This window comes from Variovorax sp. PMC12, from assembly GCF_003019815.1.
GTDB lineage: Bacteria > Pseudomonadota > Gammaproteobacteria > Burkholderiales > Burkholderiaceae_C > Variovorax.
In genome coordinates, this window is sequence record NZ_CP027773.1 from 3,416,242 (window position 1) to 3,441,132 (window position 24,891).

The window sequence follows — 24,891 nt, forward strand, 5'->3', positions numbered from 1 at the left end:
GGTGGCTCAGTCCAGGAAGTTCTTGAGCATGGCGTGGCCGTGCTCCGTCAGGATGGATTCGGGATGGAACTGCACGCCTTCGATGCGCACGTCGTGCGCGAATCCGGTGTGCCGCACCCCCATGATCTCGCCGTCTTCGGTCCAGGCGGTGACAGCCAGCGCCTTGGGACAACTCTCGCGCTCGATGGACAGCGAGTGATAGCGGTTGACGACGAACTTCTGCGGCAGCCCCGCGAACACGCCTTCCTGCGTGGTCGTGATCTCGCTGGTCTTGCCGTGCATCAGTTGCTGCGCGCGCACGATCTTGCCGCCGAAGGCCGCGCCGATGGCCTGGTGCCCCAGGCACACGCCCAGAATGGGCAGCTTGCCCGCGAAGGCCTCGATGGCGGCCACCGACACGCCCGCTTCCGCCGGCGAACACGGCCCGGGCGACACCACCAGCCGCGTCACGCCGGAGGCGATGAGTTCGCCGATCTGCGCCACGGTGATCTCGTCGTTGCGGTGCACCTGCACGTCCGCGCCCAGCTCGCCGAAGTACTGGACGATGTTGTAGGTGAAGCTGTCGTAGTTGTCGATCATCAGCAGTTTCATGGCTTGCTCACAATCCGGTGGACGCCCTTGACGACGGGGAACACGTTGAAGTTGATCAGCAGGCCCAGCTTGAGGCCCGACAGCCGCAGCGCGGCCAGCACCTGCGCGCGATGCAGGTCGGTCAGCACGTCGACCGCCTTGAGCTCCACGATGACCGACTGCTCGATCACGAAGCCCGCGCGGTAGACCTCGCCCAGCGAGCGGCCCTTGTAGCTGGCCGACAGCGCCACGTCGCGCGTGAAGCCGATCTCGCGCTCGGCCAGCTCGATGGCCAGCGCCGCGGCATAGGCGGCTTCGTCGAGCCCCGTGCCGAGCACGCGCTGCACCTCGACGGCGGCGCCGATGATCTCGTGCGAGAAGTCGTTCTGAATATCCGGTGCGTTGCTCATCATTCCAGGCCTTCCTCGACCAGTTCGGCGGCACGCAGGAGTGCGCGCGCCTTGGCTTCCGTTTCCTTCCACTCGAGCTCGGGCACCGAGTCGGCCACCACGCCGGCCGCGGCCTGCACGTGCAGCATCTGGTCCTTCACGATGCCGGTGCGGATGGCGATGGCCACGTCCATGTCGCCCGCATAGCTGATGTAGCCGCAGGCGCCGCCGTAGAGGCCGCGCTTGGTGGGCTCCAGCTGGTCGATCAGCTCCATCGCGTGCACCTTGGGCGCGCCGGTCAGCGTGCCGGCCGGGAAGGTGGCCTTGAGCACGTCGATGGCGGTCATGCCGTCCTTCAGCGTGCCTTCAACGTTGCTCACGATGTGCATCACGTGGCTGTAGCGCTCCACCGCGAAGGCTTCGGTCACCTTCACGGTGCCGGTCTTGGCGATGCGGCCGATGTCGTTGCGCGCGAGGTCGATCAGCATCACGTGCTCGGCGCGCTCCTTCGGGTCGTTGATGAGCTCCACCTCGGCCGCCTTGTCCAGCTCGATCGACGCGCCGCGCGGACGCGTGCCGGCCAGCGGGCGGATGGTGATCTTCTGCTCGCCCTCGCCCGTGTTCTCCTGGCGCACCAGGATCTCGGGCGAGGCGCCCACCACGTGGAAGTCGCCCAGGTTGTAGTAGTACATGTAGGGCGACGGGTTCAGCGAACGCAGCGCGCGGTACAGCGACAGCGGCGACTCGGTGTAGCGCTTGCTGATGCGCTGTCCCACCTGCACTTGCATGAAGTCGCCGGCGGCGATCATTTCCTTGGCGCGCTCCACGGCCGCAAGGTAGTCGGCCTTGGCGAAGCTGCGCTCGGGCGGATGCGGCTGCGTGGGCTTCACGATGGGGGCGCTCACCGAGTACTTGAGCTTTTCCTTGAGCTCCCTCAGGCGGCGCTTGCCCACTGCATAGGCCTCGGGCTGCTTCGGATCGGCATAGACGATGAGGTACAGCTTGCCCGAGAGGTTGTCGATGACGGCCAGCTCTTCGCACTGCAGCAGCAGGATGTCGGGGCAGCCCAGCGTGTCGGGCGGGCAGCTTTTTTCGAGCTTGCGCTCGATGTGGCGCACGGTGTCGTAGCCGAAATAGCCCGCGAGGCCGCCGCAGAAGCGGGGAAGGCCCGGGCGCAGCGCCACCTTGAAGCGCTTCTGGTACTCGGCAACGAAGTCGAGCGGATTGCCCTTGACGCTTTCCACCACCTGCCCGTCGGTCACCACTTCGGTGACGGCCTCGGCGCCGAAGCCGCTGGCGCGCAGCAAGGTCCTTGCGGGCAGCCCGATGAAGCTGTAGCGCCCGAAGCGCTCGCCGCCCACCACGGATTCGAGCAGGAAGCTGTGCTTGCCGCCGCCTTGCGAATGGGCGAGCTTGAGATAGAGGGAAAGAGGCGTCTCGAGGTCGGCGAAGGCCTCGGCCATCAGCGGAATGCGGTTGTAGCCCTGGGCGCTGAGGCTCTTGAATTCAAGTTCGGTGATCACGGGTTCGTTCTCCAATTGCCAGCCGGCGCTCCTTTGGCCGGGGGCAAGGTCATTCACGGGTGGTCCGGCGTCGTCGAGTATGTGTCGATCCGGAACCGCGGGCGCACGGCGTGCGCCGTGCAATCAAACAGTCAGCGAAGTATGGCTACGCCAGGGCCAGGCTCCCCGGCTGCCTTCACCTGTTTGATTGATGTGATGAACGAACATGGAAAGCCGAGTTTAGCCCACGAAAACGCCGGTTCGCACAACAACGGCCGCTCCGGCGCGGCTTCAGGGCGGCTTCAGGGTTCATCCCGAGGTTGCCCATAAAACGAAAAGATACATTCGCACGACCGTTCGCAAAATACCGAGGAGACCTTCCGTGCCAGCTTTTTCGCTCTCGACCGTGTTCTCCCGGCTCGCCCTGGCGGCCTGTCTTGCCGCTGCCGCGTTCGGTGCCGCGGCGGCCCAGGTCGACGTGGCCGGCGTCAAGCTCGAAGACCGCATGGACCTGCATGGCAGTGCGCTGCAGCTCAACGGCGCAGGCATTCGCTACAAGGCCATCTTCAAGGTCTACACGGCGGGGCTGTACGTAGGCAAGAAGGTGTCGACGCCGGAAGAGGCGCTGGCCGCGCCGGGCCCCAAGCGCGTGGCCATCACGATGCTGCGCGACATCGACGCGAACGAACTCGGCAAGCTCTTCACCAAGGGCGTGGAAGAGAACTCGCCCAAGAGCGAAATGGTCAACCTCATTCCAGGGCTGCTGCGCATGGGCCAGATGTTCGCGGACCAAAAGCAGCTGAAGACCGGCGACACCTTCAACATCGACTGGGTGCCAGGCACGGGCACCGTGATCACCGTGCGCGGCGTGCCTCAGCCCGACCCGGTGAAGGAGCCGGCCTTCTTCAACGCCCTGCTGCGCATCTGGCTGGGGCCGAACCCGGCCGACTGGAAGCTGAAGGACGCGCTGCTCGGCAAGCAGTAGCCGAACAGCCTCAAGTCAGGCGGCCGCGAGTTCGGCCAGCGAATCCACGAAGCCGTCGGCATCCACCGCCCGCACCGGCTCGCCGTGGTTGTAGCCATAGGTCACGAGGACCACGGGGCAGCCGGCGGCGCGCGCGGCACGCGCGTCGTTGCTCGAATCGCCCACCATCAGCGTGCGTGCGGGCGCCGTGCCCAGCGCCTCGCAGGTCTTCAGCAGCGGCAGCGGATCGGGCTTCTTGCGCTCGAAGGCGTCGCCGCCGAACACCAGTTCGAAGAACCCGTCGAGCCCCTTCTCGGCCAGCAGCGGCTTCGCGAACGACGTCGGCTTGTTCGTGAGGCACGCCAGCCGCAGGCCCTGCGCGCGCAGTGCCCTCAGGCCGTCGATCACGCCCGCGTACACGGCCGAGTGCTGGCCGTTCACCGCCAGGTAGTGGTGCTGATAGCGCTCCCAGGCGCGGTCGAACAATGCGCGCGCCCTGGCGTCGGCAGCGTCGCCTTCGGTCGGCGCCATCACATGCACGAGCGCGGAATGGATCAGGTGCTCCGAACCCTTGCCCACCATGCGCTCGATCGCAGCCGGCTCGACCGCCGGCAGGGAAAGATCGGCCAGCATGCGGTTCAGCGACGCGGCGAAGTCGCCGAGCGTGTCGACCATGGTGCCGTCGAGGTCGACTATGGCGGCGTCGAAGCGGTTGGGGTGGAAGCTGATGGAGTTCAAGACAGATCGATCGAGTTGCGATAAGGGAGGAACGGCGGGCAAAACATAGCAGACCCGGGCGCGAGTCGCGCCGTCTCTCTCAGTCGCCGCCGTCCCGCGCGGCGAGCCTTGCCACCTCGCGATCGAAAACCTCGTACTGCCCGTCGCAGAAAAGCTCGCAGAGGCGATCGACCTCCGCGCGGCTGCACTCGTCCACAACCGCCGCGTCCTGCTCCGGCTTCGCCTTGCCGAAGAAGCCCTTGCGCATCTGGATCGACACCGACTGCAGCTGGTAGCTGCGGTTGCGTTCGTCGCCCAGCGCCGAGATCCAGAGCTCCCGCTGGTCGGGCTCGTTCTGCAGCACCAGCGTCGGCAGCGGGCCGTCCTGCTGCTCGTCCCACAGCGCGAGCTGCTCGGTCCACGGGAAGGCGTCAATGGCGGCCATGAAGGCGATCAGGTTCGTCTCTCCCTGCGGGTCCGTCTGCTTGTAGTCGTAGCCGACTCTCTGGATTGCGTAGGTCAACATGGTGCGTGGATCGGCGAATGCCGGGGGTGTTGGTGAGAGCGCCATTCTGTGGCCCCGGGGGCACGATGCCGGCACGCGGGGATAATGGCCGCCCGATGATCGTCCGACCCCGCCCTCATTGGCTGCGCATGCTCTTCGTGTGGCGCGGCTCGGTCCTGCCGGACATCGTGCCGCAGCTGTTGTGGACCACCGCCTTCGCGGTGCTGGTGACGGTACTGCACGGGCGGCTTTTTCAATGGAAGGTGCCGCTGAACTTCGTGCCCTTCTCGCTCATCGGCCTCACGCTGGCGATCTTCCTGGGCTTCAGGAACAGCACGAGCTATTCGCGCTACTGGGAAGCCCGCACGCTGTGGGGCACCCTGCTCAATGAAACGCGCTCGCTGGTGCGCCAGGCGCTGACCCTGGGCGACTCTGACTCCCACTCCGACTCCCCCGCGCACGCCGGCGTGGCGGCCGCGCGCCTCATCGCCTTCGTGCATGCGCTGCGCCATCAGCTGCGGGGCACCGATCCCTGTGCCGACCTCGCTCGCCTGCTGCCGCCGGAAGACTGCGAGCGCCTGCGCGCGGCGCGCTTCAAGCCGGCCATGCTGCTGCTCATGGTCGGCGAATGGCTGCGCGACCAGCGCAGGAGCGGCCGGCTCGACCCGATGCTCGCGCAGGCCACGGAAGTACCGCTGGGGCGGCTCACGGAGGCACTGGGCGGCTGCGAACGCATTGCGAGCACGCCGATCCCCTTCACCTATTCCGTCATCATCCACCGCACCATCTATCTTTATTGCGTGCTGCTGCCCTTCGGCCTCGTGGATGCCATCGGCGCAATGACGCCGGTGGTGGTCGCGTTCGTCGCATACACCTTCTTCGCACTCGAGGCACTGGGCGCCGAGATCGAGGAACCCTTCGGCACCCAGCCCAACGACCTGGCCCTGGACGCCATGTCCCGCATGATCGAAGCCACCCTGCGCGAGATGATGGGCGAGCCCCGAGCGCCGGAAACCACCGATGCGCAAACCGTTGGTTACATCCAGACCTGAAGAAGCTTAAGAAGCATTCCGGAAACTTTTCGGGGCTTTCGGACACCTACGTTCCGGCGCTGTCTTTCGCGAACGCGCAAGACAGCCATTCATTCAATGTCTGTATTCCAGACACATCCATGAGGAACACTCCATGCGTCTGACGACGAAGGGCGGCTTCGCCGTGACGGCCATGATCGATGTCGCGCTGCGCGAGCAGGCCGGCCCCGTGGCCCTGGCGTCGATCGCCAAGCGCCAACATATTGCCCGCTCGTCGCTGGAGGCACTCTTCAGCAAGCTGCGCCAGCATGCGCTGGTGAAGGCGACGCGAGGCCCGGGCGGCGGCTACACGCTGGCGCGCAAGGCATCTGAGATCACCGTTGCGGACATCCTGTTCTCGGTCGACGGCCAGGCCGCACCAGAGGCCGAAGCCGCACCGCCGCGCGACAAGGCCGGCAACGGCGCCGCAGACGGCGAATCCGGCTGCTACTCGACCGATGCGCTCTGGGCCTCCGCCAACCACCACGTGATGGAGTTCCTCGACTCCGTCACGCTGCAGAGCCTGGTCGACGACCAGTTGGCCAAGGGCGTGCGCGTCGAAGAGGAAGCCCCCCGCAAGAAAGAACCGCAGCCGCGCCCCGTGCCCAGCCTGCGCCACGTGAACGCACCCAACTCCGTGTTCGCTTGGAGCGGCGTGTTCGCCAAGCGCTGACCGGCACCGCTCCCGCCCCGCCGGCGGGCGGTCAGCGCAGCGTGGCATGCGGATGCAACGGATGCGCCAGCGTGTCCGCGATGAGCCGCAGCGCCTGGTCGCACTGCTCGCGCGACATCGGCCCGCCCAGGCAGATGCGCACCGCGTCGGGCGGATCGCCGTCGGTGGAAAAGGCCGCGCTCGCCACCACGCCCACGTTCTGCGTGCGCAGGTAGGACGCAAACTCCACCGGACTCCAGCCCGGCGTGAGCGGCAGCCATGCATGGAACCCCTCCGGATGCGCCTGCAGCCCGTTCGCGCCCAGGTAGCGCGTGGCCAGCACCTGCCGCGCCATCGACTCCGCGCGCACCGCCTGCAGCATCTCTTCCGCGGTGCCGTCTTCCACCCACAGCGTGGTCAGCGCATTGGTGATGGGTGAGGCCATCACCGTGGTCGCGCGCATTGCGCCGGCCAGCCGCTGCGACTGCACCACCGTCGGCGAGCACACATACGCGCTGCGCAACCCCGCGCCGAAGCATTTCGAGAATCCGCTCACGTAGTAGGTGAGCCCGGGCGCCAGCGTGGCCAGCGACGCGGGCACCTGGCGCGGCAGCATGCCGTAGGCGTCGTCCTCGATGATCGGCACCGCGTAGCGCAGCGCCACGTCCGCGAGCGCCTCGCGACGGGCGCGCGAGACCGTGGCGGCGGTCGGATTCAGCAGCGTCGGGTTGCAGTACAGCGCCTTGGGCTTGAGCGTCCTGCAGGCGTGCTCGAAGGCATCGGCAATCGGGCCGTCGTCGTCCATCTGCAGCGCATGCAGCTGCACGCCCAACTGCGCCGCGATGGCCTTCACGCCGGGGTACGTGAGCGACTCCACGCACACCAGCTCGCCCGGCCGCGCAAGCTGCGAGAACAGCGCCGTCAGCACGCCGTGGATGCCCGGGCACACCAGGATGCGGTCGACGCTCGCATCGGGCACGAAGGGCCGCAGCCAGTGCATGGCGGCGGCGCGGTCGTGCGCGGTGCCGCCGAAGTCCTGGTAGCGCAGCAGGTCGTGGAAGTCGGCCTGCGCGAAAGCCCGGCTCGCGCTGTCGTGCAGCCGCGCCATCAGGTGCTCGTCGTCGGGCTCGGGCGGCATGTTCATCGTCATCTCCGCGCCGCTGCCGCCGCGCAGCCGCAGGCTCGGGCTGCCCGAGCGGATGAAGGTGCCCGTGCCCGCGCGCGAATCGATCAGCCCGCGCTTGCGCGCCTCGGCATAGCCGCGCGCCACGGTCGTGTAGTTCAGCTCCAGGTCGGCCGCCAGTTCGCGCAGCGTGGGCAGCCGGTCGCGCACGCCGAGTCGCCCGGTCTTGATGTCGTCGGCGATCAGCTCGGCCAGTTGCAGGTAGGCCGGGCGGGCGCTGTTGCGCAGTTGCCTGCGCCAGTGGGCGGTGATGGTGGTCATCGGGGGGCTCCGGCGAAGTTGATCGCATTCATTGATTGCATCCGGCCACCGATCAACACGCAGGATTCGCGCCCGCCCCAGAGGACCCGGATGCTTCGATCAGGTGCGATCAACCCCATTGATCGGGTGCATTGATCGCACGGCGCATGCGTCTTGCCGGTGCGCGGCGAGCCGCCCGGCCCGGCCGCCGGCCCGCCTTTGCACAGGCCGGAAAAATTTTTTGCGGCTCGCGGCCCGCGCCGCTGCGCGTTGATCGCGACTTGATTGCACGCAGCCGCGCGAACGCTGGCACATCGCCTGCGAAGAGGAAGGCACGCAAGACCTGCGTGTCCAACCACCCAACCGGAGTCCCCCATGCCCAAAGTCACCCGCCCCCGCAACGAAAAAGGCGAGTACCTCGTCGACTACGAAGAGAAGGTGTTCGAAGACGTCAAGGCCGAGCCCGGCGAGAAGGCGCTCGTCACCTTCCACACCGTGGCCTTCGAAGGCTCCATCGGCTTCGTCAACCTGCTGCAGGCCACGCGGCTGCGGCGCAAGGGCTACGAGACCTCGGTCCTGCTGTACGGCCCCGGCGTGACGCTGGGCGTGCAGCGCGGCTTTCCCACGCTGGGCGACGAGGCCTTCCCGGGCCACCAGAACTTCAACAAGCAAATCGTCAAGTTCATGGAGGAAGGCGGCAAGGTCTACGCCTGCCGCTTCGCGCTGCAGGCGCTGTACGGCCACGGCGAAGGCGCGCTGATCGAAGGCATCACGCCGATCAACCCGCTCGACGTGCTCGACCTCGTGCTGCTGCACAAGAAGGCCGGCGCGGTCATCCTCGACACCTGGACACTGTGAGCGAAGGCGCGGCGATGGCATCCACACCCACCACCGTTCGGGCGGCGGCGATCCAGATCGCACCCGACTTCGAGCGGCCCGACGGCACGCTGGAGCGCGTGTGCAGCGCCATCGACGCGGCCGCTGCCAGGGGCGCGCAGCTCGCGGTCTTTCCCGAGACCTTCGTGCCCTACTACCCCTACTTCAGCTTCGTGCTGCCGCCGGTGCTGCAAGGCGCGCCGCACCTGCGGCTGGCGGAGCGCGCGGTGGTCGTGCCCGGCCCGGTCACGCAGGCCGTGGCGGAGCGAGCCCGCGCACGGAACATGGTGGTCGTGCTCGGCGTGAACGAGCGCGACCACGGCAGCCTCTACAACACGCAGCTGGTGTTCGACGCCGACGGCACGCTGGTGCTCAAGCGCCGCAAGATCACGCCGACCTATCACGAGCGCATGGTCTGGGGCATGGGCGACGGCGCGGGCCTGAAGGTGGTCGACACCGCCGTGGGCCGCGTCGGCGCGCTGGCCTGCTGGGAGCACTACAACCCGCTCGCGCGCTACGCGCTGATGGCGCAGCACGAGCAGATCCACTGCGCGCAGTTCCCCGGCTCGCTGGTCGGCCCGATCTTCGCGGAGCAGATGGAAGTGACCATCCGCCACCACGCGCTGGAGTCGGGCTGCTTCGTGGTCAACGCCACCGGCTGGCTCACCGACGAGCAGATCCGCTCGGTCACGCCCGACGCGCAACTGCAGAAGGCGCTGCGCGGCGGCTGCCACACGGCCATCGTCTCGCCCGAAGGAAAGCACCTCGCGCCGCCGCTCACCGAGGGCGAAGGCATGGTGGTGGCCGACCTCGACATGGCGCTGATCGCCAAGCGCAAGCGAATGATGGATTCGGTCGGCCACTACGCGCGGCCCGAGCTGCTGTCGCTCGCCCTCAACGACCGGCCGGCGCAGACCACCGTGCCCATGCACCTCACGCAACCTTTCGCCCAACGGAGCCCCGACCATGACCACGACACCCATCACGACGCAGCAGCAGGACAGCCGGCAACTGATGACCGAGCTCCAGTCCTTCGGGTTGCGGCTGGTTGATCCTTCGGCCGGCGTCTCGAGCCGCCGCGGCGGCGCGGGCCCTTCGGACCACAAGGCCGTGACCGTCGACGGCCACACGATCATGGTGCCGGTGCACACGTCCACCGCCTGGCACTCGCCCTTCACCGCCGAGGCGCCGGACGCGAGCGGCATGAGCCGCGTGATGCGCGGCAGCATTCCCATCGCAAGCATCAGCTTTCCGAGGCAGCCGCGCTTCTACGCCATGCAGACCTTCGACGGCGTGCCCTACTCGCACATCGCCACGCTGCACGGCAGCGACGTGCTGGCCACCACCGTGCTGCAGACCTGCATCCGCTACGAGAGCCGCAGGAAGAGCTGCAAGTTCTGCGCGATCGGCCAGTCGCTCGCGGCCGGCCGCACCGTCGCGCGCAAGACGCCCGAGCAGCTCGCCGAAGTGGCGCGCGCCGCCGTGCTGCTCGACGGCGTGAAGCACATGGTGATGACCACCGGCACGCCCAACGCCACCGACCGCGGCGCGGCCGTGCTGTGCGAGAGCGCCTTCGCCATCAAGGCCGCGGTCGACATCCCCATCCAGGGCCAGTGCGAGCCGCCCGACGACGACCAGTGGTTCCACCGCATGAAGGCCGCCGGCATCGACACGCTGGGCATGCACCTCGAAGTGGTCACGCCCGAGGTGCGCGAACGCATCATGCCGGGCAAGGCCAGCGTGCCGGTCTCGCGCTACATGAGCGCCTTCGAGGCGGCCGTGGGCGTGTTCGGGCGCGGGCAGGTCAGCACCTACATCCTGGCCGGGCTGGGCGACACGCGGGAAGCCATCCTCGACACCTGCGACCAGCTGCTGGCGCGCGGCGTGTACCCCTTCGTCGTGCCCTTCGTGCCGATCAGCGGCACGCCGCTGGAAGACCATCCGGCCCCCACGCCCGAGTTCATGAAGTCGCTGCTCGCGCCGCTGGGCGAACGCGTGGTGGCCGCCGGCCTGCGCTCGGCCGACATCAAGGCCGGCTGCGGCAAGTGCGGCGCCTGCTCGTCGCTGTCGATCTACGAAAAAGAAAGCGAAGGCTGACCATGCTGTGCATCGACGACCTCTGCGAGATGGCGGACCACTACGCGCCCGCCGAATACCTCGTGCGCGAAGCCGCCCAGCGATGGGAGCGCGACGAAGCCATGGCGCTGCGCCGCGCGGTGTTCTGCATCGAGCAGGGCATCTTCGCGCGCGACGACCGCGACGCCATCGACGACCACGCGCGCCTGCTGGTCGCCATGTCGTGCAACGGCGGCATGCCAGAGCAGGTGGTGGGCACGGTGCGCATCCATCGCGGTGAGGCCGAAGGCGAATGGTGGGGCTCGCGGCTGGCCGTGCACCCCGCCTTCCGCAGCCAGGGGCACCTGGGCGCCACGCTGATCCGGCTGGCCGTATCGCGCGCCCATGCGCTGGGCTGCGAGACCTTTTTCGCGCAGGTGCAGCTGCAGAACGTGCCGCTGTTCAACAAGCTTGGCTGGACGACGCTGGAGGAGACCAGCGTGCACGGCCGCCCGCATGCGCGCATGCAGGCCGACCTCGCGTGGTATCCGCCTTGCCACGATCCCGTCAGCGGCTTCGTCACGCGCGCCAGGGTGGCGGCATGACGCAGCATGTCCACGACATCGCCGAAGCCCTGCGCGCCACGCGCGGCTTCGCCCACAAGCGCGACATCAGCGATGTGGTGTCGGCGCTGGGCCGTTCGCTGCCAGGCGGCCATGCGGCGCTCGCGCAGGCCGTGCCCATCGGCGACGACTGCGCGGCCATCCCCGACGGCCACGGCGGCTACCTGCTGTTCGCCATCGAAGGCCTGGTCGAAGACTTCATCGTGCGCATGCCGTGGTTTGCCGGCTACTGCGGCGTGATGGTCAACGTGAGCGACATCTACGCCATGGGCGGGCGCCCCACCGCCGTGGTAGATGCCCTGTGGAGCACCGGCATGAGCCCCGCGGACGACGTGCTGCGCGGCATGGCCGAGGCCGCCGTGCGCTACGGCGTGCCCATCGTCGGCGGCCACAGCAACAACCGCAGCGAGCGGCCGCAACTGGCGGTGGCCATCCTCGGGCATGCGCGCCGGCTGCTCACCAGCTTCGACGCCAGGCCGGGGCATCTGCTGGTGATGGCCGCCGACCTGCGCGGCGCCTACGAGGAGCCTTTTCCGTACTGGAACGCCTCGACCCGCGCGCCCGCCGCGCGGCTGCGCGCCGACCTCGAGCTGTTGCCGGCCATTGCCGAAGACGGCCTGTGCGGTGCCGGCAAGGACATCAGCATGGCCGGCGCCGTGGGCACGGCCATGATGCTGCTCGAATGCTCCGGCGTGGGCGCGCGCATCGACCTCGACGCGCTGCCCCGGCCCGACGGCGTGCCGCTGCTGCGCTGGCTCTCGTCGTTCCCGAGCTACGGCTTCGTGCTCAGCGTGGCGCCCGCGCAGGTGGCCTCGGTGCTGGCGCGCTTTGCCGCGCGCGACATCGCCTGCGGCGTGATCGGCGAGGTCGATGCCGCGCGGCAGGTGCGCCTGCGCGCCGGTGGCGAAGAGGCGCTGCTGTGGGACTTCGGCAGCGACGCCTTCATCCAGCCGCCCAGCCTGCAAGCGGAGGCCGCCGCATGCCCGTGACCCACTTCAGCGTGCGCTGGCCCGACGCCAGCGAAACGCGCTGCTACTCGCCCTCCAGCGTGGTGCGGGAGCACCTGGCACCCGGCGAGCGCTATGCCCTCGCCGACTTCATGCAACGCACACGCGAGGCATTGGGCCAGGCCTCCGAGCGGGTTCGCGCGAAGTACGGCTTCGCGTGTTCGCAGGCGATGGACCAGCTTGCAGACATCGAGCAGACCGCCGCGCGCTTCGCCACCACCGCGGACGCACACGTCACCGTTGTCGCCATCGACTGACGCGTTCCCCACATCCAGAGAAAGAAGCACCCCATGTCACATCCCTACGGCGGACGCAGCCACTACAGCGTCGTCATCGTCGGCGGCGGCCAAGCCGGCCTGTCGCTGAGCCACTGCCTGCAGCAGCGCGGCATCGACCACCTCGTGATCGAGAAACGCAGCCTGGTGCACACCTGGCGCACGCAGCGCTGGGACTCGTTCTGCCTCGTCACGCCCAACTGGCAATGCCAGCTGCCGGGCTGGGGCTACACCGGCGTCGATCCGCACGGCTTCATGGTCAAGGACCAGATCAACGAATGGCTCGCGGGCTTCGTCGAGCACGTGAAGGCGCCGGCCGTCGAGGGCGTGACCGTCGAACGCGTATCGCGCGACGGCGAGCGCGACCGCTTCAGCGTGCAGACCGACGCCGGCCTCTACACCGCCGACCAGGTGGTGGTGGCCTCGGGCGGCTACCACCGCCCCATCGTGCCGCGCCTGGCCGAGAAGCTGCCGGCCAGCGTGGCGCAGTTCCACTCGGCGCAGTACCGCAACCCGGCGCAACTGCCCGAGGGCGCGGTGCTGGTGGTGGGCTGCGGCCAGTCGGGCGCGCAGATCGCCGAAGACCTGCACCTGGCCGGCCGCAAGGTGCACCTGGCCACCGGCAACGCGCCGCGCTGCGCGCGCTTCTATCGCGGCCGGGAAGTGGTCGACTGGCTTGCCGACATGAAGTACTACGACATGCCCGTCACCGAGCATCCGCTGCGCGAAGGCGTGCGCGACAACACCAACCACTACGTGACCGGCCGAGACGGCGGGCGCGACATCGACCTGCGGCGCTTCGCGCTCGAAGGCATGGAGCTGTACGGCCTGCTGAGCGGCTTCGACGACGGCAGCTTCGAATTGCAGCCCAACCTGCGCGACAACCTCGACCAGGCGGACAGCACCTACAACCGCATCAACGCATCGATCGACAAGCACATCGCGGCGCAGGGCATCGAGGCGCCGCCGCCTTCGGTCTACACGCCGGTATGGGAGCCACGGGAAGAACGCACGCGGCTCGACCTTGCCGCGGCGGGCATCACCAGCGTGGTGTGGTGCATCGGCTTCTCGCCGGATTTCGCGTGGGTGGATGCGCCGGTGTTCAACGGGCGCGGCGCGCCGGTGCACCTGCGCGGGGTCACGAACGAGCCGGGGCTGTACTTCCTGGGCCTGCCGTGGCTGCACACCTGGGGTTCGGGACGCTTCTCGGGCGTGGCGCGGGATGCGGAATTCCTGGCGCAGGCGATCGAGGAACGCAAGGCGACGTCGCGCGGCGGTGCCGACGCCGCACCGCCCCCCGAGTTGCGCGCAGCCTAGGCCTGCTGCGCCTCGGTCAGTGCCTGCGCCGCCACCACCGCCTCGGTGCGGTTGCGCACGTTCAGCGCACGGAAGATGGCCGCCAGGTGGATCTTCACCGTGCCTTCGCTGATGCCCAGGCTGCGCCCGATCAGCTTGTTGGGCTTGCCCTGCGACAGCAGTTGCAGCACCTCGACCTGCCGCTCGGTCAGCACGTTGCGCAGGTGTTCCAGCGTCTGGCTGCCGGCGCCGCCGCGCGGCAGCGTCTCAGACGCCTGCGGTGCCACGCCCGCCACGATGCCCGGCGGCAGTGCGGTGAGCATCATCGGCGGCACGTACACGCCGCCGGCCAGCACCAGCCGCACCGCGGAGAGCATCACCTCGGGTGAATAGGCCTTGGGAATGAAACCAAGCACGCCGCGCTCCAGCGCGCTGCGCATGATGGCCGGGTCTTCGTAGCCGGACAGCACCATGACGGGCAGGGCCGGATGGCGCTTGCGGATTTCGTCGATGTGCGCCTGCCCATCGGCGCCGGGCATGTTGAGGTCGATCAGGGCCAGGTCGAGGTCGTCGGAAGCACCCGCAAGCAGCTCGTCGACGCTCATCGCCAGAACGAACTCGATGCCGGGCTCCAGTTCCGACAACTTGGCTTTGACCGCCTCGATGACGAGCCGGTGGTCGTCGGCGATCAGGATTTTCATGTCTTTTTTCCCGTGCCCCAGCACGCGTTGAACTACCGGGTGCAGAAGATACCGGTGATTTCCCCGCGCAGCAAGGCCGCCGCCCCACCAACGGCATAGGCCCCAAGCGGTATGGCGCCCCCGCCGGCCCGTTTGAAACAATGAAAGCCTACTCGAAGGAACCGGGGACATAGGCATGTGCCATCGCTGCAGACGCCGGTGCAAGGCATCCTTCGCAATGCACGCCTGAGCAGGCACCTCCATGGCTCGCCTGCTCGACTGCTTCTCCGGCTTCATCGCATACGGCCTCGCCCTCGATGCATCGGCGGCCGCCGGGCGCCCGATGCCCGCGCTCGCGACGGTGCAGCGCAAGGCCATGCAGCTGCTCGACACCGCGCGCGCCGAAGCGGCCGCCGCGGGCACGCCCGCGCCGCAGGTCGAGTCGGCCGTGTTCGCGATGGTGGCGTGGATCGACGAGATCCTCGCGCGCCACCCGGAAGCGACGGCGGGCTCGGATGCGGGCAGCGGCCCCTCGCCGCTGCAGGCGCAGCTCTTCAACTCGAACAATGCGCACAGCGAGTTCTTCCACCACCTGTCGGCCCTGGGCGCGCAGGACAACGACGTGCGCGAGGTCTACTGGCACGCGCTGGTGCTGGGCTTCAAGGGCCAGTACTACTTCGAGGACGGCGACCAGGGCGAGCTCGGAAAACTCAAGGACCTGCACGGCCGCCAGCTGCAGCTGCGCCCGCTCGCGGCCGACAGCCTGGCGCACGACCGCATCACGCCGCAGCCGTACAGCGTGCCCGACCCGCGCGGCCCCAACGACACGCACCGGCGCGACCGCGCGCTGCTGCGCGCCGGCGCGGCGCTCGCGCTGCTGCTGCCGCTGCTCTACCTGCTGTGGCTGTGGTCCACCGGGCCGCCCGCGGCCGGCTCCGGACTGAGCCAGCGCATCGAGCAGCACCTGCAGACCTTCGCCTGCGCCGACCTCACGGCCACCGTGGACACGGAGGGCCGCACGCGCGTGTCCGGCTTCGTCTCGCTGCCCGGCGACCTGTCGCGGGTGGAGCGCGAAGTGGCCTTGGTGCCCGGCGTGAAATCGCCGAGCTTCGACGTCGGCCTGCGCGTGTGGCCGCACTGCGAGGTGTTCGCCATCATCAAGCCCTACCAGGCGCGCAACCGCGAGCGGGCCTACGGGCTCGACATCGACTCGCCCTCCGCGCTCGAAGGCAAGTTGCGCGAAGGCGACCCGGTGCGCGTGCAGGTGGTGGCGCCGCGCCACGACAGCTACATCTGGGTCGACTACTACACGGCCGACGGCGCGGTCATGCACCTCAACGCCGGGCAGGCGCCCACGAAGCTGCATGCGGGCGAAACACTGGCGCTGGGCCGCGAGATCCCGTCGAGCTGGCTCGTGAGCCCGCCCTTCGGCAGCGTGCTGATCACCGCGCTCTCGGCGCCGACGCCGTTCACCGAAACCGCCGACCGGCCGCCTTTCGAGCTCGCGTCAGACTACCTGCTGCGGCTGCGAGAGACCGTCGCGGCCGGCAAGAACAGCGACCGGCTGATCGCCGACTTCGTTTTCCTGGAGACGGTTTCGCGGTGACCGCCATGCTTTCGCACGACCATCGCTTCTGGCTGCTGCTGGCGCTGTGCCTCGCGGGCTTCGCGCTGCTGTACGGCGTGGTGCGCGATGCCGGACGCGGAGCGCGGCGCCGCGCGCTGCAGCGGCGCATCGAGGCACTCGGCGTCCCCGCGTCAGAAGCAGCGGGCGACACGGACCTGGCCGCCGCCGCGCTCAGGGAAGGCATGGCGCAGGCACAGCAGGCCCTGAAGCGCAGCCGCCCGCGCGCGCCTGTTCCATGGTTCCTGTTCTTCGGCAATGCCGCCGCCAACGTGTGCGGCCTGCTTTCTGCGGCGCATGGCGAGCGCCTGCCCGCGCACGACGCAGGCGAAGCCAAGGCAGATGCCCGGTGGCACTGGTGGCTGACCGGCGCCACCGTGTCCATCGAGATTCCGCCCGGCGCGGTCGGCAAGGCTGCCGACACGCCGGCGCAGCGCGGCCTGTGGCTGCAGTCGCTGCTGGCACTGGCCGAGCGGCGACATCGCCTGCCGCTCAACGGCATGGTCGCGTGCGTGTCAGCGCAAGAGCTGCTGCATGCCGACGAGAGCGAACTCGCGGCCCTGGCCGCGCGAATGCGCCGCCTGCTCGACGAGACCGCAGACACCCTGCGACTGCAGCTTCCCACGTACCTCGTCGTCACCAGGCTCGAACAGCTCCCGGGCTATGCGGTGCTGCGCGGCGCGTTGCCGCCCGAGGTGCTCTCTCAGGCCGTGGGCCATCGGCTGACCGACGCCTCGGCCGCCATTGCCACGCCGCCGCGCGAACGGCTCGATGCGGTGTTCGACCCGCTCGCCCGGCACCTGCATGCGCTGCGAATGAGCCTGCTGCATCGGCAGGCCAGCGCCGCGGACCGGCTCGCGGTGCATGAATTCGTGGAAGCGGTGCGCGCGCTGCAGCCCGGGCTGCGCACCTTCGCGCAGGTGCTGCTCGCGAACCACGGCAAGGGCACGCGCGCGACGCGCTGGCGCGGCCTCTACCTGACGGCTGCGGCATCGCCCGTGCACGGCGCGGGCGCGGCCTTCGTTGATGACCTGTTCGGCCGCTTCCTGCCGGCCGACCAGCCACTGGTGCGGCCGGGCCGCCCATCGCCCGCCGGCGCCACGGCCTGACAGCAGGGCCGCGGCGCTACTTCGCGTCGATGCGCATCTGCCGCGCGCCGAGCAGCACGTCGAGCGACTGCGCCTTGCCGGTGGTGACCGGGCGCACCTCGCGCCAGCGCGCGCGGTCGAGATCGCGGAACGCCGCCATCACGCCGATCGCCTTGGCGTCGGGCGGCAGGTTGAAGTCGAGCTTTCTGCTTTCGCCGGGCCGCAGCAGCACTTCTTCGCGCTGCACGAGTTCGGCGCCCAGCGTGGCCTGGTCTTTCTCGAACAGCGAGAAGAAGTCGGCGCCTTCGAACGGGCCAGGCGACTTCAGCGCATACACGCGCACCGTGAGCGGCGAGGCGCGTCCGCGCGCATCGGGGTTGGCGTCGGGGCCCGCCGTGAGCGAGACCGCGACGGTCGTCACCACCGGCTTGCTCGCGCATCCGATGAGCGAAAGACCCGCTGCAGCAAGGCCAAGAACGGCGATGCGACGCCGCGGCAGCGCGGCGCAGGAGCTCTCATAGGACGAATGGTGTGTACCCAGCGTGCGCATGCTATTCCCTTCGTTGCATTGACCGGTCAAGACGCATCTTTGATTATCACCAGCCAACTTCAACAGGCAATATGCTGAACAACCAACTTGCCGCCGCACTGCTCACGCCCATCGGCGAAGCATCGCCGTGCGGCGACGACCTGGAGTACGACGCGGACTTCACCGCGCTCGTCTCGGCCGCGCAAGGCAAGCCGGAGCAGCAGTTCGGCGACACGGTCATTCCCGCGGTCGAGCCCGAGTGGCGCGAAGTCGCCGAGCAGTCCGACGCCATCCTTCGCCGCAGCAAGGACTTGCGCGCCGCGGTGCTGCTGCTGCGCGCCGCCACGCGCCTGCAGGGCGTTGCCGGTTTCGCCGCGGGGCTGCGCCTGCTGACCGACCTGCTCGACAGTTTCTGGGACGGCATACATCCAAAGCTCGATGCGGACGACGACAACGATCCGACGATGCGCCTGAACGCGCTCGCGCCGTTGACCGACGAAGGCATGGGCCTGCGCGACCTGTACGACGCGCAGGTCGGCATCGCGCGCGGCGTCGGGCCGATCCGCGTGCGCGACATCGCCATTGCGCACAACGCGCTCACCGCCGTCGGCGGCGAGGCGGCGTATTCCATGGCGCAGGTGCAGGGCGGGCTCGAAGCCATACAGGCCGAGCGGCCCGAGGCCATACAGGCTGCCGTCGAGGTGCCCGCGCTGATCGATCGCCTGCACAGGCTCATCGTCGATCGCACCGGTCGTGCCGACGCGGTCGACTTCGACGCGCTGCGCGGCATCGGCCGCGTGCTGAACAAGGCCTGCGCCGCGGCCAGCGGCGCGCCGGCGGATGCCGCGGGCGCGGCAACCGGCGAGGGCGATGCGGGCACGCAGGACGCAAGCGCCGCGGCCGCACATCCCGCAGCCCCGCGCGGCGAGATCCAGAACCGCCAGGACGCGGTGCAGATGCTCGACCGGGTGATCCGCTACCTCGAGCAGGCCGAGCCCGGCAACCCCGCGCCGCTGCTGATCGAGCGCGCGAAGAAGCTCATCGGCGTGAGCTTCCTCGAGATCATGGCCAACCTCGCGCCCAACGCGATGGACACCATCGAGACGGTCACGGGCCGACGCCCTTCCGAATAAGCCAGCACCACAACACAACCGCCCCATTCACACCCGCAAGGAGCATCTTCCATGGCCAAGAGCAGTCAGAAATTCATCGCCCGCAACCGGGCGCCCCGGGTCCAGATCGAGTACGACGTGGAGCTCTACGGGGCCGAGAAGAAGGTGCAGCTGCCCTTCGTGATGGGCGTGCTGGCCGACCTGTCGGGCAAGCCCGCCGACCCGCTCGCGCCGGTGGCCGACCGCAAGTTCCTGGAGATCGACGTCGACAACTTCGACTCGCGCATGAAGGCCATGAAGCCGCGCGCAGCCTTCGCGGTGGAGAACTCTCTCACCGGCGAAGGCGACCTGAAGGTGGAGCTCACCTTCGAGAACATGGAAGATTTTTCGCCCGCCGCCGTGGCCCGCAAGGTGGGCGCGCTGAACAAGCTGCTCGAGGCGCGCACCCAGCTGTCGAACCTCGTCACCTACATGGACGGCAAGGGCGGCGCCGAAGACCTGCTGGCCAAGGTGCTGGAAGACCCGGCCCTGCTGCAGACGCTGGCCGCGAGCAAGAAGCCCGAAGACGGCAGCACGCCCGCCGCCTGACCCCCGACACACACACACCGGTTAACGAGGAGTACCCACCATGGCCGAAGCACTCGAACAGAGCGCGCTGAAAGATGTCGCGTACGCGGGCAGCGATTTCTCGTCGCTGCTGCAGAAGGAATTCAAGCCGCGCAGCGACGAAGCCAAGAGCGCCGTCGAGGCCGCCGTGCTCACGCTGGCGCAGCAGGCGCTGAGCAACAGCACCGTCATCGGCAAGGACGTGACCAAGTCGATCCAGGCCATGATCGCCGCGATCGACGCCAAGCTCACCGACCAGGTCAACAGGATCATCCACCACCCCGACTACCAGAAGCTCGAGAGTGCGTGGCGCGGCCTGCACTACATGGTGAACAACACCGAGACCGACGAGAACCTGAAGATCCGGGTGATGGACATCTCCAAGGCGGACCTTGCCAAGAGCCTGAAGAAGTTCAAGGGCGCGGCCTGGGACCAGAGCCCGATGTTCAAGAAGATCTACGAGCAGGAGTACGGCCAGTTCGGCGGCGAACCCTTCGGCGCGCTGGTGGGCGACTATCACTTCGACCAGAGCCCGCCTGATGTGGAACTGCTCGGCGAGATGGCCAAGATCGCCGCTTCGGCGCACGCGCCGTTCATCACCGGCGCAAGCCCGAACCTGATGCAGATGGAGTCCTGGCAGGAGCTCGCCAACCCGCGCGACCTGACCAAGATCTTCCTCACGCCGGAGTACGCCGGCTGGCGCAGCCTGCGCGAGTCGGACGACTCCAAGTACATCGGCATGTGCATGCCGCGCTTCCTGGCGCGCACGCCCTACGGCGCGAACACCAATCCGGTGGAAGAGTTCGACTTCGAGGAGGACACCGCCGGCGCCGACCACAACAAGTACGCCTGGGCCAATGCGGCCTACGCGATGGCGACCAACATCAACCGCTCATACAAGCTCTACGGCTGGGGTTCGCGCATCCGTGGCATCGAATCGGGCGGCGCGGTGGAGAACCTGCCGCTGCACACCTTCCCGAGCGACGACGGCGGCGTGGACCAGAAGTGCCCCACCGAGATCGCCATCAGCGACCGGCGCGAGGCCGAACTCTCGAAGGCCGGCCTGCTGTCGATGATCCACCGCAAGAACTCCGACTTCGCGGCCTTCATCGGCGCCCAGTCGCTCAACAAGCCGGCCGAGTACGACGACCCCGACGCCACGGCCAACGCCAACCTGGCGGCGCGCCTGCCCTACCTGTTTGCCTGCAACCGCTTTGCGCACTACCTCAAGTGCATCGTGCGCGACAAGATCGGCAGCTTCAAGGAGCGCGAGGACATGCAGCGCTGGCTCAACAAATGGATCATGAACTACGTGGACGGCGACCCGGCCAACTCCTCGGAGATCACCAAGTCGCAAAAGCCGCTGGCCGCCGCCGAGGTGGTCGTCGAGGAAGTGGAAGGCAACCCGGGCTACTACACGTCCAAGTTCTTCCTGCGTCCGCACTACCAGCTCGAAGGCCTCACGGTTTCGCTGCGCCTGGTGTCGAAGCTGCCTTCCGCCAAGGGCGGCGCATGAAAAACAGGCCGGAATTTTCTTGAAATTCCGGCTTCCGTTTCGTTCTATCAACAGCTGCCGCGCACCGGCTTTCACCGCAGGCCGCCGGCAGCCCAGGAAACCGTCTGGATCATCAACAACCGCCCGAACGCAATCGGGTTCCAAGGAGTAGGAACATGTCTTCTGACTTTCACATCAAGCTCGACGGCGTCAAGGGCGAGTCTTCCCACAAGGATCACAAGGACGAGATCGAGATCTCGTCGTGGTCCTGGAACGTGAGCAACTCGTCGGGCGCGGGCTCCGGCGGCGGTTCCGGCAAGGGCAAGGCCACGCCCGGCGAATTCCACTTCACGCACACCTACGACAAGGCCTCTCCGGTGCTGGCCAAGAACTGCGTGAGCGGCAAGCACTTCAAGGACATGGTCCTGACCTGCCGCAAGGCCGGCGAAGGCCAGCAGGAGTACCTGAAGGTCACCATGAAGGAAGTCTTCATCTCCGGCGTGAGCCCCGGCGGCGCGCAGGGCGGCGACGTGCACGAGCAGGTTCTTTGCTCGTTCAAGGACATCGAGTTCGCCTACAAGGCGCAGGACGACAAGGGTGCGGCCGGCGGCGAAGTGAAGTTCGGCTGGAACGTGCCGACCACCGAAACCCGCTGACGGGCGACGGACGCCAAGGTGCGGCATCGGGCGTGCAAGCGCCCGGGCCGGCCCCGACGTGTCCTCAACCGGAGCAATGCCATGGCATTCAGCACCCCATTCATCGGCTCGAGCGGCAATCCGCGCACGGCCTACAACATCGACTGGTCCGTCGGCCTGATCGGCTCCAACACGCGCGAAGACGTGATGCTGGTGCAGGCGCTGTTCAGGATCTTCTACTACGAACTGCTCGGCTTCAACGGCGGTTTCGATCCACCTCCCGGGGAGAACGCAGTGATCGTCGTGGACGGCCAGAAGGGGCCGATCACGCAGAGGCACATCGTGCACTTCCAGGAACAGGCGATCGCGCGCGGCCAGAACCTGAAGCCGGACGGCATCTTCGATCCGTACCGGGCGGTGGGCGCGAGCAGCACGATCAGCAAGACGCGCTACGCACTCGACCTGCTCAACAACGGCTGCGCCAACCTCTGCGACGCGCAGGGCATCGACAACTACAGCAACCTGCCGAACCGGCAGGACATGCCGCTGTTGCTGCGCAGCGCGCTGAAGCGGGTCAAGAAGACGGCCAGCAAGTACACCTACGTCGCGCCGCAGACGGTGCCGACCACGGGCGGCGCCTGAACGGAGGACCGAAGGAACAGCCGACCCGGCTGATGCGCAAAGGGCCCGGAGCGATCGCTGCGGGCCCTTTTCCTTTCTGCGCAGGCAAGAGGATTCAGGAATCCGTCGGCATCGCGTTCTCCGGCATCAGCCGGGTCACGTCGTCCCCGTCGTCCTCTATCACCCACAGCGTGAGCGCCGTGTAGTTGTCGTGGCCCGGCTTGGCGTTGGCCTTGACCTGCGCATCGATCAGCTCGGTCCATTGGGTGGGCGTGCGCGAGGCGTGCAGCGTGTCGATCAGGCACTCGTCGCCCAGCGGCTCCCACACGCCGTCGCTGCACAGCAGCAGCACGTCGCCGGGCAGCAGGCGCATCCGGTCCGACACCGCGATGTCGGGCGCCTCCTCGACCGAGCCCAGCGCCGACAGCAGCATGTTGCGTTGCGGATGCAGCCGCGCCCCCTCTTCGTCGAGCATGCCGCCGGCCACCATCTGCTGCACCAGGCTGTGGTCGGTGGTGCGCGCCACGATGGCGCCGCCGCGGAACAGGTAGGCCCGGCTGTCGCCGCTGTGCACCCAGGCGAGCGCATGGTCTTCCAGGTCGATGGCCGCGAACACGATGGTCGAGCGCATGCCCGCGAGCTTGCCGCCCTCGGCCTGGCGCGCCACCACGTCGAGGTTGGCCTGCTCCACCAGACGGCGCAGCGTGGCTTCGTCCAGCCCCGGCGCGGCCGAGAAACCGCCGAGCATGCTGGCGCGCGCGGTGGCCGCCGCCACGTCGCCGCCGCCATGGCCGCCCGCGCCGTCGGCGACCAGGCAGGCGACATGACGCGCGTCGTGCCAGTGGCCGTGCACGTCCTCGTTGTAGGTGCGGCCGCCCTGCCGGGAGAGCGTGACGATTTCGATTTCCAAGCGGGGTGCCTCGCGAATGCTGCGGTTGTCGTTGTTGCTGCCGTGCTTTTTCTGCGTCAGGCGTCCGATTTCAGGCGCGCCATCTGCTCTTCGTAGGCCTGCAGGAAGGCCTTGCCGAAGAGGCTGTGGAAGTCGTCCTCCGCCTCGCTCGCGATGCCGCCGTAGAGCGACACGAACTGGTCCCACAGCCTGGCCTTGCGGTTGGCGCTGAAGAGCGCGTCGAGCGCGGTCCTGGCGCTGATCTTCTTCTCCAGCTCGGCCGGCTCGAAGCGCGCGATGACATGGGCCAGCGCCGCGCGCATGCCCACCATCACGCCGAACTGATGCGCGCGCAGGTCGTCGAAGGCGTCGCGCATCGCGGCCTCTGGCGGCATGAAGCCGCGCACGCCGGGGCCCAGCAGGTGCGCGAGCGCCACCTCCACCGTGGGCGAGAACTTCAGCGGGTTGTTGGCCTGCGCCGCGATCATCGTGACCTCGGCGCGCACCTCGCGCTTGAACTCCTGGCGCGTGAGCAGCAGCTGCAGCGTGCCTTCTGTGGCGCTGCGCAGCATCGAGCCGATGCGCTCCATGAGGCCGGGCGTGAGCATCTCGGGCGGCTGGTGGGTGCTGGCCAGGCCGCGCAGGAAGGCGGCGAGCAGTTCGTCGTCGCTCGCCGCGCGCCTGGGCGCCACTGGTGGCGCGGGCGGCTCGAAGGGCTTGCCGGAACTCTCCGGCCCGCTGATGCGTATGGGCTGGCCGGTCATGTCGTCGAAGTTCGCGACCGGCTGCGCGGGCGCCGGACTGTCGATCGCCTTCGGCGGCGTGAAGCCGAACTGGTCGATCGGCAGGTGGTCCGCGCGCGCTGCCGGCGTGGCGGGCGCGGCGCGCTGCAGCGCGGCCAGCGGATCGGCGTCGGATGCGGTGTTGGGCTGCAGCAGCGGATCGGCCAGCGGCGACAGCGCCAGCGGATCGCCGCCGATGCCGCCGCCACCGCCGTGCATGCCGCCGAAAAGTTCGTCGATGCCCGTGGCCTTGCCGTGCGCGGGCGGAGCGCCGAGGTCGGAGAAGTCGTCGAGCGCGCCCAGGCCGGCCACCGGTGCAGACGAAGGCGTGGGTCCGAGCAGGTTGGCGAAAGGATCGATCTGCGCGGCCTGCGCGTTGCGCGAGCCGCTTTCCATCGGATCGGGGAACAGCAGCGATTCAGGCAGTGCCGCTGCAGGGGCCGGTGCGGCCGGTGCGGCCGGTGGCGCGAGGCCCGCGAGCAAGTCGGCGAAGGGGTCGTCGCTCGTCGGCGCGGCAGGCACCGCCGCAGAGCCCCCCAGCACGGTGTTCGGAATGGCGAGTGACGGCGGCGCGGCGGCGGCCGCGACACGCACCGTGAGCTCGAAGCTGCCCACCACCAGCCGCGCGCCGTCGGTCAGCGCGGCTTCCTTGCCCGAGCCCAGCGACACGCCGTTGCACTGCATCGGGTTGCTGCCCCGGTCGATGACGAAGTACTGCCCGTTGCGGCACAGCACCTGCGCATGCACGCGCGACACGGTGCGGTCCGGGTCGTCGAGCACCAGCGTGTTGGTGTCGGCCCGGCCGATGGTGCCGCCGTTGGGGCCGAAGTCCGCGGCAATGGCCTGCCCGGCCGGAGCGCCTTGCCGGGTGATGACAGCGATATGGATCATGAATCGGCCCCCGAA

The 24,891-nt window shown here is 68.6% G+C and carries 27 protein-coding genes; 17 read left to right on the plus strand and 10 right to left on the minus strand.

What is annotated here, in order from left to right:
• Positions 1-6: 6 nt before the first annotated feature.
• Genes C4F17_RS15865 through trpE form a run of 3 tightly spaced genes read right to left on the minus strand, consistent with a single transcriptional unit; the run spans position 7 to position 2,482 of the window.
• Positions 7-591 (minus strand): aminodeoxychorismate/anthranilate synthase component II, encoded by a 585-nt coding sequence (locus C4F17_RS15865; protein WP_106935878.1) that lies wholly within the window; start codon positions 589-591, stop codon positions 7-9.
• Positions 588-980, minus strand: coding sequence for a GxxExxY protein (locus tag C4F17_RS15870; protein WP_106937579.1), 393 nt, complete (start codon positions 978-980; stop codon positions 588-590). The genes C4F17_RS15865 and C4F17_RS15870 overlap by 4 nt, the downstream gene beginning before the upstream one ends.
• Positions 980-2,482: an anthranilate synthase component I gene (gene trpE / locus C4F17_RS15875; RefSeq protein WP_106937580.1), complete on the minus strand. Its 1,503-nt coding sequence runs from the start codon at positions 2,480-2,482 to the stop codon at positions 980-982. Before trpE ends, C4F17_RS15870 begins: the two co-directional genes overlap by 1 nt.
• A gap of 361 nt (positions 2,483-2,843) precedes the next feature.
• Between trpE and C4F17_RS15880 the strand changes: the two genes are divergently transcribed.
• A complete protein-coding gene (locus tag C4F17_RS15880) occupies positions 2,844-3,446 on the plus strand; it encodes a chalcone isomerase family protein (protein ID WP_106935879.1) in 603 nt (200 codons plus the stop codon).
• A gap of 15 nt (positions 3,447-3,461) precedes the next feature.
• Here the strand turns inward: C4F17_RS15880 and C4F17_RS15885 are convergent, their stop codons facing one another.
• Both C4F17_RS15885 and C4F17_RS15890 read right to left on the minus strand, forming a co-directional pair.
• The gene (locus C4F17_RS15885) at positions 3,462-4,163 is read right to left on the minus strand and encodes a phosphoglycolate phosphatase (RefSeq protein WP_106935880.1); all 702 of its coding nucleotides are present in this window, start codon (positions 4,161-4,163) and stop codon (positions 3,462-3,464) included.
• 79 nt (positions 4,164-4,242) lie between these two features.
• Positions 4,243-4,668, minus strand: coding sequence for a hypothetical protein (locus tag C4F17_RS15890; RefSeq protein ID WP_106935881.1), 426 nt, complete (start codon positions 4,666-4,668; stop codon positions 4,243-4,245).
• 95 nt (positions 4,669-4,763) lie between these two features.
• Here C4F17_RS15890 and C4F17_RS15895 point away from each other — a divergent pair, with 95 nt between their 5' ends.
• The gene (locus tag C4F17_RS15895) at positions 4,764-5,699 is read left to right on the plus strand and encodes a bestrophin family protein (RefSeq protein WP_106935882.1); all 936 of its coding nucleotides are present in this window, start codon (positions 4,764-4,766) and stop codon (positions 5,697-5,699) included.
• Positions 5,700-5,832: 133 nt separating this feature from the next.
• Positions 5,833-6,390, plus strand: coding sequence for an Rrf2 family transcriptional regulator (locus C4F17_RS15900; RefSeq protein WP_081268456.1), 558 nt, complete (start codon positions 5,833-5,835; stop codon positions 6,388-6,390).
• Positions 6,391-6,421: 31 nt separating this feature from the next.
• Here C4F17_RS15900 and C4F17_RS15905 read toward each other — a convergent pair whose 3' ends face one another.
• The gene (locus C4F17_RS15905; RefSeq protein WP_106935883.1) at positions 6,422-7,813 is read right to left on the minus strand and encodes an aminotransferase-like domain-containing protein; all 1,392 of its coding nucleotides are present in this window, start codon (positions 7,811-7,813) and stop codon (positions 6,422-6,424) included.
• Positions 7,814-8,167: 354 nt separating this feature from the next.
• On the opposite strand from C4F17_RS15905, the gene C4F17_RS15910 reads away from it, so the two are divergent.
• Genes C4F17_RS15910 through C4F17_RS15940 form a run of 7 tightly spaced genes read left to right on the plus strand, consistent with a single transcriptional unit; the run spans position 8,168 to position 13,945 of the window.
• Positions 8,168-8,650 carry an MSMEG_0572/Sll0783 family nitrogen starvation response protein gene (locus C4F17_RS15910; RefSeq protein ID WP_081268458.1) on the plus strand — a complete coding sequence of 161 codons (483 nt, stop codon included), beginning with the start codon at positions 8,168-8,170 and terminating at the stop codon, positions 8,648-8,650.
• Positions 8,651-8,664: 14 nt separating this feature from the next.
• Positions 8,665-9,720, plus strand: a complete 1,056-nt coding sequence (locus C4F17_RS15915) for a Nit6803 family nitrilase (protein ID WP_106937581.1) — start codon at positions 8,665-8,667, stop codon at positions 9,718-9,720.
• Positions 9,683-10,765 (plus strand): MSMEG_0568 family radical SAM protein, encoded by a 1,083-nt coding sequence (locus C4F17_RS15920; protein ID WP_106935884.1) that lies wholly within the window; start codon positions 9,683-9,685, stop codon positions 10,763-10,765. The genes C4F17_RS15915 and C4F17_RS15920 overlap by 38 nt, the downstream gene beginning before the upstream one ends.
• Positions 10,766-10,767: 2 nt before the next feature.
• Complete coding sequence (locus C4F17_RS15925) at positions 10,768-11,328, plus strand: MSMEG_0567/Sll0786 family nitrogen starvation N-acetyltransferase (RefSeq protein WP_106935885.1); 561 nt, start codon at positions 10,768-10,770, stop codon at positions 11,326-11,328.
• Positions 11,325-12,335 (plus strand): sll0787 family AIR synthase-like protein, encoded by a 1,011-nt coding sequence (locus C4F17_RS15930; protein ID WP_106935886.1) that lies wholly within the window; start codon positions 11,325-11,327, stop codon positions 12,333-12,335. The genes C4F17_RS15925 and C4F17_RS15930 overlap by 4 nt, the downstream gene beginning before the upstream one ends.
• On the plus strand, positions 12,326-12,610 hold the full coding sequence (locus C4F17_RS15935) for an MSMEG_0570 family nitrogen starvation response protein (protein WP_106935887.1): 285 nt from the start codon (positions 12,326-12,328) through the stop codon (positions 12,608-12,610). The genes C4F17_RS15930 and C4F17_RS15935 overlap by 10 nt, the downstream gene beginning before the upstream one ends.
• A gap of 33 nt (positions 12,611-12,643) precedes the next feature.
• Positions 12,644-13,945, plus strand: coding sequence for an MSMEG_0569 family flavin-dependent oxidoreductase (locus tag C4F17_RS15940; RefSeq protein WP_106935888.1), 1,302 nt, complete (start codon positions 12,644-12,646; stop codon positions 13,943-13,945).
• Here the strand turns inward: C4F17_RS15940 and C4F17_RS15945 are convergent.
• Positions 13,942-14,625, minus strand: a complete 684-nt coding sequence (locus C4F17_RS15945; protein ID WP_081268464.1) for a response regulator transcription factor — start codon at positions 14,623-14,625, stop codon at positions 13,942-13,944. The genes C4F17_RS15940 and C4F17_RS15945 overlap by 4 nt on opposite strands.
• 241 nt (positions 14,626-14,866) lie before the next feature.
• Between C4F17_RS15945 and C4F17_RS15950 the strand changes: the two genes are divergently transcribed.
• Positions 14,867-16,210 (plus strand): DotU family type IV/VI secretion system protein, encoded by a 1,344-nt coding sequence (locus C4F17_RS15950; RefSeq protein WP_106935889.1) that lies wholly within the window; start codon positions 14,867-14,869, stop codon positions 16,208-16,210.
• Between the two features lie 5 nt (positions 16,211-16,215).
• Positions 16,216-17,337 (plus strand): type VI secretion system protein, encoded by a 1,122-nt coding sequence (locus C4F17_RS15955; protein ID WP_106937582.1) that lies wholly within the window; start codon positions 16,216-16,218, stop codon positions 17,335-17,337.
• A 16-nt stretch (positions 17,338-17,353) separates the two neighbouring features.
• Here C4F17_RS15955 and tssJ read toward each other — a convergent pair whose 3' ends face one another.
• Positions 17,354-17,866, minus strand: a complete 513-nt coding sequence (tssJ, locus tag C4F17_RS15960) for a type VI secretion system lipoprotein TssJ (RefSeq protein WP_106935890.1) — start codon at positions 17,864-17,866, stop codon at positions 17,354-17,356.
• Positions 17,867-17,937: 71 nt separating this feature from the next.
• On the opposite strand from tssJ, the gene tssA reads away from it, so the two are divergent.
• From tssA to C4F17_RS15985, 5 genes are all read left to right on the plus strand, one after another.
• Positions 17,938-18,978 (plus strand): type VI secretion system protein TssA, encoded by a 1,041-nt coding sequence (gene tssA / locus C4F17_RS15965; protein WP_081268467.1) that lies wholly within the window; start codon positions 17,938-17,940, stop codon positions 18,976-18,978.
• A 51-nt stretch (positions 18,979-19,029) separates the two neighbouring features.
• The gene (gene tssB / locus C4F17_RS15970; protein ID WP_081268468.1) at positions 19,030-19,545 is read left to right on the plus strand and encodes a type VI secretion system contractile sheath small subunit; all 516 of its coding nucleotides are present in this window, start codon (positions 19,030-19,032) and stop codon (positions 19,543-19,545) included.
• A 40-nt stretch (positions 19,546-19,585) separates the two neighbouring features.
• Positions 19,586-21,079 (plus strand): type VI secretion system contractile sheath large subunit, encoded by a 1,494-nt coding sequence (gene tssC, locus C4F17_RS15975; protein WP_106935891.1) that lies wholly within the window; start codon positions 19,586-19,588, stop codon positions 21,077-21,079.
• A 155-nt stretch (positions 21,080-21,234) separates the two neighbouring features.
• A complete protein-coding gene (locus C4F17_RS15980; protein ID WP_081268470.1) occupies positions 21,235-21,714 on the plus strand; it encodes an Hcp family type VI secretion system effector in 480 nt (159 codons plus the stop codon).
• Positions 21,715-21,795: 81 nt separating this feature from the next.
• Positions 21,796-22,335, plus strand: coding sequence for a peptidoglycan-binding domain-containing protein (locus C4F17_RS15985; RefSeq protein ID WP_106935892.1), 540 nt, complete (start codon positions 21,796-21,798; stop codon positions 22,333-22,335).
• Between the two features lie 94 nt (positions 22,336-22,429).
• On the opposite strand, the gene C4F17_RS15990 is transcribed toward C4F17_RS15985, so the two are convergent.
• Both C4F17_RS15990 and tagH read right to left on the minus strand, forming a co-directional pair.
• Positions 22,430-23,224 (minus strand): PP2C family protein-serine/threonine phosphatase, encoded by a 795-nt coding sequence (locus C4F17_RS15990; protein WP_106935893.1) that lies wholly within the window; start codon positions 23,222-23,224, stop codon positions 22,430-22,432.
• 56 nt (positions 23,225-23,280) lie between these two features.
• On the minus strand, positions 23,281-24,876 hold the full coding sequence (gene tagH, locus C4F17_RS15995; RefSeq protein ID WP_106935894.1) for a type VI secretion system-associated FHA domain protein TagH: 1,596 nt from the start codon (positions 24,874-24,876) through the stop codon (positions 23,281-23,283).
• Positions 24,877-24,891 lie beyond the last annotated feature (15 nt).